The organism is Nonomuraea pusilla, assembly GCF_900109355.1.
Lineage (GTDB): Bacteria > Actinomycetota > Actinomycetes > Streptosporangiales > Streptosporangiaceae > Nonomuraea > Nonomuraea pusilla.
On sequence record NZ_FOBF01000038.1, the window covers coordinates 1 to 12,538 of the forward strand.

Annotated in this window: 17 protein-coding genes and 1 CRISPR repeat array; of the genes, 4 read left to right on the top strand and 13 right to left on the bottom strand. The window is 70.7% G+C overall.

Annotation, left to right across the window (positions count from 1 at the left end):
• Window positions 1-252 precede the first annotated feature (252 nt).
• The 11 genes from BMX74_RS41445 to BMX74_RS44710 form a co-directional block, all read right to left on the bottom strand.
• Window positions 253-1,644 carry a tyrosine-type recombinase/integrase gene (locus tag BMX74_RS41445; RefSeq protein ID WP_091105928.1) on the bottom strand — a complete coding sequence of 464 codons (1,392 nt, stop codon included), beginning with the start codon at window positions 1,642-1,644 and terminating at the stop codon, window positions 253-255.
• Complete coding sequence (locus BMX74_RS41450) at window positions 1,644-1,841, bottom strand: helix-turn-helix transcriptional regulator (RefSeq protein ID WP_091105930.1); 198 nt, start codon at window positions 1,839-1,841, stop codon at window positions 1,644-1,646. The genes BMX74_RS41445 and BMX74_RS41450 overlap by 1 nt, the downstream gene beginning before the upstream one ends.
• Before the next feature lie 13 nt (window positions 1,842-1,854).
• Window positions 1,855-3,414 carry a YfjI family protein gene (locus BMX74_RS41455; protein WP_218154251.1) on the bottom strand — a complete coding sequence of 520 codons (1,560 nt, stop codon included), beginning with the start codon at window positions 3,412-3,414 and terminating at the stop codon, window positions 1,855-1,857.
• A complete protein-coding gene (locus BMX74_RS41460; protein WP_091105933.1) occupies window positions 3,411-4,292 on the bottom strand; it encodes a bifunctional DNA primase/polymerase in 882 nt (293 codons plus the stop codon). Before BMX74_RS41460 ends, BMX74_RS41455 begins: the two co-directional genes overlap by 4 nt.
• A gap of 19 nt (window positions 4,293-4,311) precedes the next feature.
• Window positions 4,312-4,563 (bottom strand): hypothetical protein, encoded by a 252-nt coding sequence (locus BMX74_RS41465; RefSeq protein WP_091105935.1) that lies wholly within the window; start codon window positions 4,561-4,563, stop codon window positions 4,312-4,314.
• A 142-nt stretch (window positions 4,564-4,705) separates the two neighbouring features.
• Window positions 4,706-6,847, bottom strand: coding sequence for a cell division protein FtsK (locus tag BMX74_RS41470; protein WP_218154252.1), 2,142 nt, complete (start codon window positions 6,845-6,847; stop codon window positions 4,706-4,708).
• A gap of 88 nt (window positions 6,848-6,935) precedes the next feature.
• Window positions 6,936-7,070 (bottom strand): hypothetical protein, encoded by a 135-nt coding sequence (locus BMX74_RS46220; protein ID WP_256257612.1) that lies wholly within the window; start codon window positions 7,068-7,070, stop codon window positions 6,936-6,938.
• Between the two features lie 3 nt (window positions 7,071-7,073).
• Entirely contained in the window at window positions 7,074-8,027 is a 954-nt protein-coding gene (locus BMX74_RS41475; RefSeq protein WP_091105936.1) for a hypothetical protein, read from the bottom strand.
• Complete coding sequence (locus tag BMX74_RS41480) at window positions 8,024-8,284, bottom strand: hypothetical protein (RefSeq protein ID WP_091105938.1); 261 nt, start codon at window positions 8,282-8,284, stop codon at window positions 8,024-8,026. The genes BMX74_RS41475 and BMX74_RS41480 overlap by 4 nt, the downstream gene beginning before the upstream one ends.
• Complete coding sequence (locus BMX74_RS41485; protein WP_177227730.1) at window positions 8,281-8,550, bottom strand: WhiB family transcriptional regulator; 270 nt, start codon at window positions 8,548-8,550, stop codon at window positions 8,281-8,283. Before BMX74_RS41485 ends, BMX74_RS41480 begins: the two co-directional genes overlap by 4 nt.
• A 142-nt stretch (window positions 8,551-8,692) precedes the next feature.
• Window positions 8,693-8,866, bottom strand: a complete 174-nt coding sequence (locus BMX74_RS44710; protein WP_176573510.1) for a hypothetical protein — start codon at window positions 8,864-8,866, stop codon at window positions 8,693-8,695.
• Between the two features lie 134 nt (window positions 8,867-9,000).
• Between BMX74_RS44710 and BMX74_RS41490 the strand changes: the two genes are divergently transcribed.
• From BMX74_RS41490 to BMX74_RS41500, 3 genes are read left to right on the top strand one after another with little or no spacing between them, the layout of a single operon-like run.
• Window positions 9,001-9,333 carry a hypothetical protein gene (locus BMX74_RS41490; RefSeq protein ID WP_143078959.1) on the top strand — a complete coding sequence of 111 codons (333 nt, stop codon included), beginning with the start codon at window positions 9,001-9,003 and terminating at the stop codon, window positions 9,331-9,333.
• Window positions 9,330-9,881, top strand: a complete 552-nt coding sequence (locus BMX74_RS41495; RefSeq protein WP_055506803.1) for a hypothetical protein — start codon at window positions 9,330-9,332, stop codon at window positions 9,879-9,881. The genes BMX74_RS41490 and BMX74_RS41495 overlap by 4 nt, the downstream gene beginning before the upstream one ends.
• A 29-nt stretch (window positions 9,882-9,910) precedes the next feature.
• The gene (locus BMX74_RS41500) at window positions 9,911-10,231 is read left to right on the top strand and encodes a hypothetical protein (RefSeq protein ID WP_091105941.1); all 321 of its coding nucleotides are present in this window, start codon (window positions 9,911-9,913) and stop codon (window positions 10,229-10,231) included.
• Window positions 10,232-10,359: 128 nt separating this feature from the next.
• Here BMX74_RS41500 and BMX74_RS41505 read toward each other — a convergent pair whose 3' ends face one another.
• Both BMX74_RS41505 and BMX74_RS41510 read right to left on the bottom strand, forming a co-directional pair.
• Window positions 10,360-10,674, bottom strand: a complete 315-nt coding sequence (locus tag BMX74_RS41505; RefSeq protein WP_091105943.1) for a hypothetical protein — start codon at window positions 10,672-10,674, stop codon at window positions 10,360-10,362.
• A gap of 47 nt (window positions 10,675-10,721) precedes the next feature.
• Window positions 10,722-10,988 (bottom strand): hypothetical protein, encoded by a 267-nt coding sequence (locus BMX74_RS41510; protein ID WP_143078960.1) that lies wholly within the window; start codon window positions 10,986-10,988, stop codon window positions 10,722-10,724.
• A 592-nt stretch (window positions 10,989-11,580) separates the two neighbouring features.
• Here BMX74_RS41510 and BMX74_RS41520 point away from each other — a divergent pair.
• Window positions 11,581-12,045, top strand: a complete 465-nt coding sequence (locus tag BMX74_RS41520; protein ID WP_091105948.1) for a GntR family transcriptional regulator — start codon at window positions 11,581-11,583, stop codon at window positions 12,043-12,045.
• Between the two features lie 215 nt (window positions 12,046-12,260).
• A CRISPR array of direct repeats spans window positions 12,261-12,533; the repeat unit is 29 nt; unit sequence GGGACCATCCCCGCGTGCGCGGGGAGCAC.
• The last annotated feature ends 5 nt before the right edge of the window (window positions 12,534-12,538 follow it).

Below are 12,538 nucleotides of genomic sequence, written 5' to 3' on the forward strand. Positions count from 1 at the left end.
CCGAGGGCCCGGTGGGACCATCCCCGCGTGCGCGGGGAGCACATGGCGGCGCCGTCGGGGGAGGTGAAGATGTCGGGACCATCCCCGCGTGCGCGGGGAGCACCTCTTCCTCACCTGCGGTGATGTAGGCGGCAAGCGGTGATTTGGAGCAGTTTTGAAGAGTCGGACATTTCGGGCAGGGGCCTCGTCTTGTCATTCCGGTTGTCGTTGGTGGCCGTGCGCGGTTCTTGGTCAGGCTATGGCAGGGCCAACCTAGCTTGTCGTCGTTCCCGGCTTGGTGGCTTCCCAGATGCGGCGCATGGCGTCGTGTTGTTGGCCGTGGATGCATTTGGCGTAGACGCGGAGCAGGACGTTGACGCTGTGGCCGGCCCATTCCGCGACCTGGGGCGCGGGGACGCCGGCGTTGAGCCAGGTGGAGACGGCGGCGTGGCGCAGGGCGTAGGGGACGTCCAGGAGGGGTGAGGTGGCTTCTGCTTCGGTGAATGCTCTCGCTCTGGCTTCGTGGAAGACCTTGAGGTAGGCGCGGTCGGTCATGAGGCCGCCGCGGGGGCCGATGAAGATGCGGCCTTCTGGGCCGGTGCCGAACTGGTCGAGGTGCTCGCGGAGCATCGCCCCCAGCTCTGGGTGGATGGGGACGTGCCGGGTCTCGCCGGCTGCCCGGTGTTTGAGTTCGCGGCGTTCGCGGACGTTGCCGCTGTTGGTCCAGCGGCTGCCGGCTCGGGGTTCGGCGTTGGTGAGCCGCATCTCGCCCCAGTCGTTCTCGGGCAGGCTGATGAGGTGGTCTGTGCGCAGGTCCACCACCTCTTCGGGGCGGAGGGCGGCGAAGTACATGCAGCCGAAGAACGCCTTCATGCGCTTGCCGCGCTCGCTGTGCTGTTCCACGGCGGCGAGGAAGCGGCGGGCCTGGTGGATGTTGATGACGACCTTGGGGTCCACGGTGGTGAGGGTGCGCGGCTTTGTCCAGTTCACCGCCTTGAGCGGGTTGGCGGACAGGACGCCGATCTCGACGGCGTACTCCATGGCGTTGTTCAGGCACATGCGCTTGCGGTTGGCGGTGTTGGCGGCGGCGGTGCGGCCGTCCTTGGTGCGGCTGATGCGGTCGAGCATGCCGCGCGTGAGCAGGGCGCCCTTGCCGGGCTCCTCGAACGCCGCCATGGGGACGGTGTTGGCTTCCAGCCAGCGGATCACTGGGGCCAGGTCGGCAGGCGGGTCGGTGTTGTCGCGGACGCGGTTGCTGTAGGCCCAGCGCAGTGCGGTGCGGCGGGTGTCGGCTCCGAACGTGCTGTCGTCCTTGGCCAGGAGGGCTTCCGTGGCGTCGGTCAGGGCTTCGGCGATGCCGCGGCGGTGGTTCGGGGCGGCGTAGGGCCACTTCGCGTCCACGTACGCGAGGGTGAACGAGAACCAGGTGAGGACGTTCTCCTCGCGCTTCCACGACACCGGACGGCCGGTCGTGACGTCGAACGCCTCGCCTTGCCGGGCGGCGGTCATGAGCTGGGCCCGGAAGCTGTCGGCGTGGGCGAGGGTGCGGAACGGCTCCTTCCACTCACGCCCGTCCACCACCCAGCGGACGTAGTGCGTGGTCACCCTGTTGCCCTTGTAGGACTTGATCTTCCAGAACCGCACGCTGAAGCTGGTCCGGTTCATCAGGCGGCGTCCTCTCGTTCGGTCAGCCAGCGGTCCAGCTCGGAGCGGCGGATGCGGAGTTCTCGGTTGGCGAGGGTGATGCAGCGGGGGCCGCGCCGCTTGGCGCGCCAGTCGTAGAAGGTGGATCGGGAGATCTTCAGCTCGGCGCAGACTTCGGCGACGGTGAGCTTCTCGTCATGACGAGTGGCTGTGGGCATGGGCGGCTCCTCTTCAGGAGGTGTGCTGGTGGAGGTTCGGGTGGACGGCGTAGGCCGGGGAGGGGCGGCGGCCGGGGCCGGTGCGGGGTGGTTCGGGTTCGCGGCGGATCCAGCCGAGTTGCTCCAGCAGGTCGAGCGGTGCTTCCAGCTCGGTGACCTTGCGGAAGCGGCTGCGTGGGAGTGCGGTGAAGACTTCGCGGACGGTGAAGCGGGTGACGCGGGTCCGCTGGAGCCAGGCGTGGACGACGCGGGCGGCTTCGAGGTCCGGGTCGGCGCCCATGGCGTCGAAGGTGGCCAGGGCGTGGGCGGTGAAGTACTCGCCGAGGGTGATGGCGGCGCTGACCGTGTCGGCGGTGACGGGGCGTCGCCAGGCGTCGTCGATGTGGGCGGCGAGGTGGAGCAGGCCGGCCATGCGCATGACGGCGCCGTCGAACTTGCCCGCCCAGTCGGTGATGTGGCCGAGGTCGCCGGAGTCGGGGCGGAGCCTGGTCTCGGTTCTGCGGCGGTGTTCGGTGAAGAGGTCGGCGGCCTCGGCGGACAGGACGAGCCGGGCGGGGTCGTCCCAGGCGTGCATGGCGATGGTGAGGTGCTGCAGGTTGGCGTCGTAGCGGGTGGCGACGTGCTCGGGGACGGGTGGCGGGTCGATGCGCCGGTATCCGACGTTGCTCTTGGGCAGGCTGTAGAGGATGCGTCCGAGCAGGCCCTTGCCGCGGAAGCCGGGCATGCCGGCGATGTCGGCGATGATCTCGGGCTGGACGGCCAGGCCCATGGTGAGGGCGGCGTGGTCGACGCGTTCGGTGCGGCCTCGCCGGTCGATGATGAGCGGGTCTCCGGCGTGTCCCTTGAGGAACAGGTCGAGGTTGGGCGTGCCGGAGTAGCGGCCTGCGAGGGTGGCGAAGATGCCGCCTTCGGCGGACAGGACGGCCAGGCGTCCGCCCTGTTCGACGAGCAGGCTGGCGGCCGTCTCGGGCGTGATGTCGTCAGCGATCAGGCGCGGCTTGACCGGGACCTTGATGGACTCCACGGCCAGGGCGGCGCTCTGGGCCTCGGCGAGAGCCTCCGGGGCGGCCTCTCCCCTGGCGCTGCCCGCGGTGCGGGCGGCTTTCTCGGCCACGTCCATGGCCAGCCGTCGTGCCACCTCCGCTTCGGTGATCTGCGGGCCGATGCGTTCGAGGAGGGCTTTCTCGGCGTTGGACAGTGGCGTCGTCATGGCGCGGAACACGGCGGACTTGCGTGACCCGGGCGGCATGGCGACTAGGACGAACAGGTTGACCGGCTCGGTCCAGGAGCCGCGGACGTTGACCACGGCACGTCCCCCGGCGGCCGTGGACAGCGCGGCCAGGCCGACGCAGCCGGCCAGGTCGAGCGGGGTCTGCGTCTCCTCGGCGACGGCGCTCACCTGGTCGGCGACCCAGGACGGGAGCGCGTGCACGGGGAAGGATGGCAGTGGGCCGCGCTGACCGAGCGGTGCGGGCGGCTCCCAGGCGGGTGCGTGCAGTTCGGCCAGGACGGTGGAGGCGCCGATGCCGGCGAGGATGGCTTCTGCTGTCTGGGTGTTGTTGCGGGTGGTCAAGCGGCGGCCCTCCGCGGGTGGCGCTGTCCGGCGTCGAGTCCGGAGCGGATGGTGGCGGCCGTCTCGCGGAACCCGAGGCTGGCCAGTTCGGCGGCGTGGTGGAGGCATGCCTCGGCCAGGTGGCGGGGCAGGTAGCCGGCGGCGACGAGTCGGCCGAGGCGGAACGCGGCGGCGTTGAGGGTGTTGTTGCGGCTGCCCGTCGCGGCGGACAGGACGGTCTCCACCTCGCCGCGTAGTGCGGCCAGGGTGTAGGCCGAGACGTCCCCGTATGCGGCCGGCACGGCTCCCGTGAACGTGCCGGTCTTGGGCACTGCAGGTGTGGTCAAGCGTTCGGTGAGCCAGGTGGGCAGCGGGGCGGGGTTCGGCGCGTGCAGTACCTCGTAGGTGCCGTGGCTCACCACGCTTCCTGGGCCGACGACGTACCCGCCTCGTGCGCGGGTGTCGATCTTCCAGCCGAGGCGGCCGGCGGTGTTGCCCAGCACGACATCGGGTGGGGCGGCGAAGTACAGGTGCGTGCCGCCGCGCCCGGTCCGTACGGTGAAGGTCTCCAGCGGCAGCGGCTGGCCGGCCTGTTCGCACAGGGCCGCCAGGACGTCGGCGCCCTCGTGGACGCCGGGCAGGTTCCAGGCGGGTGGGGGTGATTCGCCGGGGTGCGGCCGGTCGAGGTCGAGCACGACCAGGCCGGAGGGGCCGCAGGCGATGCCGACGTTGAAGGGGGCGCGCGTCCACATGGCGTGGATGCGGTCGGGGTCGGTGGTGGCGTGGCGCTCCCAGTCGGTGAACCCGCGCAGCGGGCGCTTGTCGCTTGGCGTTAGCGGGAAGACGTGCCAGCCTCGGGCGGCGGCGGCCAGGGCGTGGCGGATCAGGGTGGTCTGCATGGTGGGTCTCCGGTCTGAGTCAGCGGGTGCCGTCGCGGTGCAGGCGGCGGGCGTAGTTGAGGAGGTGGCGGCCCCAGCGCAGCCGCAGGCCGGTGCCGTCGCAGCGGCGGCAGGGCCGGGAGCCTCGGCCGATCCGTCTGGGGATGCGGCCGGTGCCGCCGCACCTGCGGCAGCGAGTGAAGGGCAGGACGTGGCAGAGGATCGCGTAACGGATCGTGACGATGCTCAGGGCGGCGAGCACGGCGATAGGAGCGAGCGTGACGGGGTCCAAGACAGCCTCCGGGGCCGGTTTCCGGGCGTGGCAGGCCAGGGCCACTAGCGTGCTAACGGCCTGGTCGGGACGTGGATGCAGGTGCTAGCGGGGGTGCTAGCGCTAGCAGGGTCGGCTGCTAGCGCCGGCGGCCCGCCGCGGGTCAAGCGCTGTTGCGGCGCCGGTTACGTTCCGCGATGGCGTCGGTGAGGTCGTCGAAGCGGATGCCGCGCCGGGTCACGGCCTTGCCGTCGATGCGGCGGCCGATGTCCCCGACCGTCACTCCGTGCGGCTTGAGCGCGGCGGTGAGCTGTTCGGACTTCCACCCGGCGTAGAAGCCGGGGCGCAGCTCGGCGAGGCGGGAGCACAGCGCCTCGTTCCACGCGGCGTTCTCCCCGGCGGGCCAGACCTCGGCGAGGTCCGACAGGACGTCGAAGGTCGAGGCGTCCTCGCGGGTCTGCGTCCCGGGCTCGGGCAGGGTGCCGGCCAGGCCGCGCAGTTCCATGGCGCGGGCGACGACCTTCTTGGCGTCGTCGCCGTTGACGTAGAAGGAGCGTCGCGCGGCGGGCTTGCCGAGGCCCGCGAGGATGCCCCAGCCGGCGTCCACGACGGGCTCGAAGACGGTGGCGCGGTAGCCGTTCTTGTACATCGAGGTGCCGAGGATCATGTCGTTCGCGGTCTGGTCGGCGACGCTCATGCAGTAGCGGGTGTTGACGTTGCGGGTGATGCCGGTCGGCAGGCTGTCCTTGTCGGGGATCTGGGTGCCGATCAGCAGGATCACGCCCAGGGCGCGGCCCAGCTTGATGACCTTCTCGCAGATCTCCCCGGCCTCCTTGCCGTACTTGGGGTCGAGGAAGAGCTCCTGGACCTCGTCGATGGCGACGATCAGAGGGTGCAGGCCGGAGCCCTTGAGCGAGGCCAGCTCGGGCGTGACCTTGTTCTCCGGGGCCTTGCCGAGGGCGGCGTAGTGGTCGATGCGCTTGGAGCGGCGTTCGCACTCCTTGTACAGCCAGGCGATCATGGCCGCGCAGCGCGCCTTCGTCTCGTCGTCGAAGCCGTTGCCGTACTCGGTGCAGACCGGCTCCAGCACCTTGAAGTCGCCGACGCCCTTCAGCTCGTACACGCGCAGCTCGGCGCGCGGGTCGAGCGCGGCGGCCAGGACCTTCAGGCGCAGGGCGAACGTCTTGCCGGAGCCCGGCTGTCCGCCGTCGAGCCAGTTGCGGAACATCAGCTCGGCGTGGACCGTCTCCATCCGGGGCGTGGTGGCGAACGGGAACGGCTGGAAGACGTCCACCTTGCCGTCCTTCAGGAGCGGCCAGGCGGGCTGCTTCATCTTGGACGCGGGTTCGTAGCCGACCCAGAGCGCCAGGCGTCCGGGGTGGCCGGTGCCTGGCTCGGGCCAGACCTGGTCGAGCGGGAGCCGCATCGCCGAGGCCAGCCGTCCGCGCCGGGCGACGACGTCGGCGGCCTCCACGCCGTACGGCAGGTCCACGATGGCCAGGTGGCCGGGGCCCACGCGGTGGATGTCCTGCGGGAAGCTGATGGCGTGCTGGTCCTTGGCCACGGCCTGGTTGATCCCGGCCAGGCCGCACGACAGCAGCGCCCGGCGGACCAGCTCGGCCGTGAGCTTGCGGTAGCGCGGCCCCTGGGACACGCGGTCGGTGATCGGGGCGTCGGCCGGTCGTCCGGCACGGGCCAGCAGCGGCAGGGCCGCCCCGGCCACGACGAGCCTTGCCCACGTCGGCACCTCGGAGAGCAGGAGCAGCGCGACGGCGGTCGTGCAGCCGCCCGTCACCAGGACGAACCACCGCCAGCGGGACTGGCGCTGGCGCTGCTTGTCCAGCTTGAGCCACGTCTCCGGGTCGTTCCGGTCGGCGGCGTACTGGCGCAGCGCCCAGTTCCCCTCCTCGGCGGTCGCCCAGCGCAGCAGCCGGCCGAGGACGGTGAAGAGGCCGGGCAGGGCGTACCACAGCACCTTCACCGTGTACTTCGGGAGCCGCGCGGCGTGGTAGCCGGTCACGTAGGCGGCGTCCTTGACCTGCCAGAGCAGCATCGCGCGGACGCCGTTCCAGGTGCGCAGCGCGGCGGGGATGATGGGCGTCCGCTGCTGCCTGCCGCGCAGCCGGTACGGGACCGCGTCGTCGTCAGGCGGATCGACCGGCGGGCCCGCGACTCGTTCCTCGACCGCGACCGTCTCGCGGTCGAAGAAGTCGTCGGCGCCGTCGTGACGGTCGCGGCGTCGTGAGTCGAGCGGTACGACCTGGCCGCCCTGCTCGTCGTCGGATTCGTACGGGTGATGGGACATGATGAGTGCACCTCGTGTCGGTTACGGCGGGGTGGCGGGGCGCGGTCCTGGTTCTTGGCGGAGCTGGACCGCGCCCCGCTCGTATGGGTCAGGAATGCCGGTACGCGGACATGCGGGCGTGGATCTCAGCCCGGACGCGCCGTTCGGTCAGGCGCATCCGAACGAAGACGGACACCGGTACGGCCAGGCAGAGCAGGCTGATCGCCAGCGCGATGGTGAACATGTGTCAGTCCGCATCCGGGCCGGCGAGGGCGTCGCGTACGGCGCGGGCGGTGTCCATGCCGCACCGCAGCGCCCGCCGGATCTTGTCCGCTCCCGGGTCCGGAGGCAGCTCCCCGGCGTTGATGAGGCGGCGGGCCCGAGCGGTGAGAGAGACCAGGCTTGTGCTGTCCGGCGTGTACCGGTCGGGCGCGTTCGGCCTGTACGACGCCGCGGTACCGGGGGTACCGGCCCGCGTGTGGTCGAGGGCGGCGAAACCGGCCAGGATGATCGGCACCGAGATCACCACGGCGACCGCGACGATCGGTCCCAGCAGGTGCAGCACCAGCCGCGACAGGCTGAACGCCCCTGCGACGCCCGGCAGGTACGGCCAGGCGTTCATGCCCAGCGTGAGCCCCAGGAACAGCCGCTCGACCCTGACGAGCCGCCGGTCGGACAGCGGCGTTCCCTTCGTGCTCAGGTACGCGCGGGCGCCCACCACGACCAGCAGCGCCAGCGACATGAACGGCTCGACCAGCCAGGCGAACAGCCAGCCGGGCGTCCACGGCGCGGCACCGTCGGCGGCGAACACCTGCACGCCCGCCGTCGACCAGGCGAGCGCGAGCGCCAGGGACACCAGGGCCGCGCTCACCAGCAGACGACGCACGCGCGCCGCCTGCCAAGCACGCATCACCGGGTCCTGGCCCAGCGCGTGCAGTCGCGCGGCCTCCTGAGCAGCCTTGCGGCGCCTGCGCACGCGCCGGGTGTCGACGAGCAGCGGCGTGTCGTCCTCCTGGAGCCCGGCCAGCAGGTGCGCCTCGGCAACCTCGGCGCGCAGCCGCCGTACCCGCCGGGTCTCGCCGCCGTGCTCGGCGTGAGCAGGGCGCGGCAGGACGGGTGCGACGTCGGCGAGGTGGCGTTCCAGGGCCGCGAGGCCCCGGGAGACGTCCTCAGGGTGCGGTTCGGGACTGGCGACGCTCATTCCGCCCCCTCCCCGCAGCACCTGCGCCTCGGCTTGGGGACGGCGAGCCGCACGTCGTACAGGTAAGCGGCCCGGACGCCGGGCTTGCCGCGGCGGCGGGAGTGCCAGAGGACCTGCCCCTGCACGCCCTGGCCGCCGGGGCGGAGTCCTGCGGCGTCGAGCTGGCGGCGCGTCAACAGGTGCGCGGGCGCCTTCCCACGTGGGTAGCTGGGCAGCCCGAACCGTTCGCCGGTCGGGTCGCGGAAGCGGCTGGTCACGCCACCTCCAGCGACTCGACTCGCGAGGTGGTTTCGCCGATCTCGGCGGCCGTCCGGCCGGCCCACACGCCGGAGGACGGGCGCACGCTCAGCGCGTACCGGCCGCACCTGCGGCGGAGCGCGCAGTCGGCGCAGACCTCGCGGGCGACCTGCTCTCGCGCGGCGCGCTGCTCGGCGCTCTCGATGGTGCGGCGAGGGCCGGTGTGCAGCTCCGGGTCGTAGACGCACTCGGGAAGCGACGTCGCGCCGCCCAGGCGTGACCGCACTTGCTCCGCGGATAGGAAGGCGGGATGGCCATTGGAGTGGGTGGACCTGTAGGTCATGATGGTCGTGCTCCTTCTGCAAGGGAGTGCTGAGGGACGGCCCAGGTCTTGGCGGATGAGGGCCGTCCCTCGTCGTGTCTCGGCTCTAGCTGAGGTGGGCGATGAAGGTCGCCAGCGCTCCGGCGACGTTGAGGAAGCCGTTCATGAAGTTCGAGGCCATGTCGGCGGCCTTGGCCGGCTCCCGGACGATGAAGAACAGCGCGCCGATCACGAGCAGCGTCGGCACGAGTCTGGAGCGCTGGGGCGTAGGGATCAGCATGGTTCCTCCTGGTCGGCTGCCCGTGTAGGGGGTGCTACACGAGAGACCGTACAGCCCCCTCTGTACGACCGTCAAGGGGCCCCTGTACGCGGCGTGTCTAGTCCCCCCTGGACGAAGCGCGTACGCTTGCCTGCATGACCAAGGAAGGCGTGAGCGAGGCGGTCCTGTCCGCGCTTGCTGACCTCGAGCACGCTTTCGATGCGGCGCTCTCTGCGATCAACGAGGACACCGACCACAACCAGGCGTACAGCGGTGCGACGGAACTGGTCGAAACCCTGCGGCGGCTGTTCGAGACATCCGCGGACCAGCGGGCTCTAGCGGCTGCCCGGATCTTTGAAAAAGAACGCATGTCGCTGGCGGGCCTCGCTGACCGCATCGGAGTATCGAAGGCGCGAGCAGCCCAGCTCATCAAGACCGCGAAAGACGCCAACGAGCAGCGCGGAAGCGCGACGGAGGGACATCGGTGAACGAGCGGACAGAGGTCATCGTCGAGGTCTGGCCAGTCTCCGCCGACGACGTCGGCCTGTGGTTGATCAGCGGGACGGACGCATGGCGTTCCGAGCCGATCCGGAAGGACAGCGACCCCCACACCGCCGTCACGGAGCTCCTGAAGGCGAACGACGCCTCTGAGGGCGTCAAGCTCCTGCACTCCACGTCGTGGCGGGCGGAGGAGACGGCCGTGGTCCTCACGTACGTGGCGGTGGTCGGCTGCGGCGCGTTCGTCCGCGACAAGTGGCAGGACGCCGCGCCGATCAGCCCGGCTCTCCCGGACGCGGTGGGCAAGCCCATCGCCGTCGACGCGACGGAAGCCCCGATTCCGCGCTACATCGACGTCCTCATGCACGGCCTGCGCCACCTGAGCTTCCTGCTCCAGACGGACTCCGCCGCCCGCACCGCCCTGTGCGGCAGGTGGCCCGACCACCTCGCCCAGTTCCGTCCGGCCCTCGCCGGCATGTACGACCACGAACACGGCGAGGAGCCGATCACCCTCCCCGAAGGGGTCGAGGCGCGCTAGCCCGGTTTCGGACAGTTGGAGGTACGCGAATGCCGGAAGCCACCCGAGACCTGCTCCACCGGCAGCAACGCGCCGCCAAGGTGCTGGGACAGCTTCTGGGGCGCGCCGTCAACGAGAAGCTCCCGGCGATCAGCTGGGCCATCGCTGGCAGCCCTTCGCGCCCGGCCCTCGCGGGGAACTGCGACGCGGACGACGCCGCTGACCGGCGGCGCGACTTCGAGGCGTGGCGCGACGCGCTCGCGGCTGGCGTTCTGCCCGAAGAGGTGGACGCCGAAGGGAGAACCAGGCTGCGGGCGTCCGTGACGGACACCTACGAGGACATCACCATCGAACTGGTCGCCCACCTGTAACCGGGTCAGGTCTGCCGCGAAACCTGCAGAAACAGCGGTATGGCCTGCGGCGAAGGCGCCGGGCCTTGAGCGGCACCGGCGCGGCTCGACCGCGTAATGCCGCACTATGCCGCGATACGAGCTGGGGGTCAGCCGCCGCGTGCCGCCTTGAGCAGTTGGTCGGCGCGAGCCTTGGACACTCCCAGCTTCGTGGCGAGCACCGCCAGCGACAGGCCCTCGGCGTCGTGGATGCGCGCCGCGACCTTCGCGCGCGTCAACGCGGCGCCGTCGGCCATCTCCCGCAGGTCGTCCGCCAGGCGCGTGGCGCGGACGAACGCCTGCTGGAGGTCAGGCATGGTCTGCAGGGCGAGGGTGACCTCTTCGTACAGGCGCCTCATGGCGTGGAGGTTGACGTCGGCGCTGATCAGCTTGCTCATTCCACCGGTGTTCGTGTTCTCGGTCATGGAAGCCTTCCAGGAGGGTGGGGGCGGAGGTGGCGACGGGCTGGGCCTCATCGCAGGGCTGCCCGGATCTGGCGCGCGGCGTCCGCGTCGAGGGCGTAGACCCATTGGTTGCGCCCGCGGCCCCAGGTGAAGACCCAGTGCTGGCCGCGTACCGACGCCCTCACGCGCAGCGGCCCGACCGCCCGCGCCACCTGCACGAACGGCTCGCCGTCGCACGGCAGCTCCACCGAGACCGTCGAACCGGCCCAGCGTAAGTCCCACGCCAGCCGAACGAGATGGAGGTACTGCTGCTCGGAGTTGGTCTGCGTTGTCATCCCTTCGTCCTTCTGGGTGGGGTGGTCACGCGGCACGCTGGTCGGGCCGCTGGGCCGGCGCTGTGCTCGGGATCCTCGTGCCGTGGGTCAGCAGGTGCGCGATGACGAGGGCGTCCCAGACAGCGCGCGCCTGGCGGTACAGCCCACGTCCCGTCTCCTCATAGCCCTGCTTCGTGTGGCGGAGGACGAGGAACAGCCCTCCCTGACAGACCCACTCGTACGCACCGCAACACGACGTCTCAGTCACCCGAAGGCGGTTGCTTCGGCCGCTCTGGAAGGGTTCCCAGACGGTCATGTGGATGTCCCCAAGGGGGCCGATGGGGGAGTCTTCGAGGCACTGAGGCTCGATCAGGTGGCCGGCCTCGTCCGGTGGCGAGTCCGCAAGCGAGGACGGGACTGGGTGGTGTCTGATGGATCGCGCCTGGCCATCGGCTTGATCAAAACCTGGGGTCATGTGCTCCTGATCTCCCGTCGTGGGGCTTGAGGTGCCGTCGAGTAAAAAACCATCAGTGGGCAGCGTTTCCCCAGGTTACGTCTAGGGCCTCATGGCCACAAGGCTCATGGCAACATAGCCGCATGAAACTCATGTGGTGTGATCGACTACAGCTCCGGCGTGCCGCTGAACCGGCAGGTCGCGAACGCGATCCGCGCCGACATCGCCTCGGGCCGATATCGCCCTGGAGCGTGGCTTCCGTCGGAGGCCCAGTTGGCGCAGATGTACGGCGTGGGCCGCGACACGGTGCGCGACGCCCTGGCCCTGCTGCGCGCCGAGGGACGGATCACGACCGTGCGCAAGCGGGGGTCACTCGTGGTCGGTGAACCGAGCAGAGAACCGTACGAGGTGCCGGCCGGAGCGCGCGTGGTCACCCGCATGCCCACCCCGGACGAACGCCGCGACCTCGCCACACCGGAGGAACTACGCGAGTTCGGCGGCGTCCCCGAGGGCGTCCCGGTCTTCGAGGTCATCCCAGGCCCCCGCAAGCACCGAAGGGTGTTGCGTGGGGACCGTATCGAACTGGTCTTCAACACCACGCCACCCCGGAGGAATGAGCGCTGAGCCGAGGCCGCGCCATTCTGCGGATACCGCGGAATTGCGTGACCCTGCCTCCGCTGAGTGGTGTTGGAGGGCTGATCTGCCGCCAGGCCCTGCCAACCTGGGATTGCGCGGACTCTGCGTATTCTGCGAAACCGATCTATCAAGTCGACGATAGAGCGGCTATCCCCGCCTGCGCGGGAGTACATCACCGGCAAGGCCACGTTTCGGCATCCGGTGGGACCATCCTCGCGTGCGCGGGGAGCACCGCCGTTCAGGGTCGGCGGGGGCGGCGGATAAGGGACCATCCCCGCGTGCGCGGGGAGCACCCGTCCGTCTCGACGGCTACGCGGGTCAGGTCGGGATCATCCCCGTGTGCGTGGGGAGCACACCTGCTCCAGGTTGACTGACGGCAGCGATGAGGGACCATCCCCGCGTGCGCGGGGAGCACAGCACATCGGCCACCTGCTGCCACTTTGGTGCGGGACCATCCCCGCGTGCGCGGGGAGCACGCGCT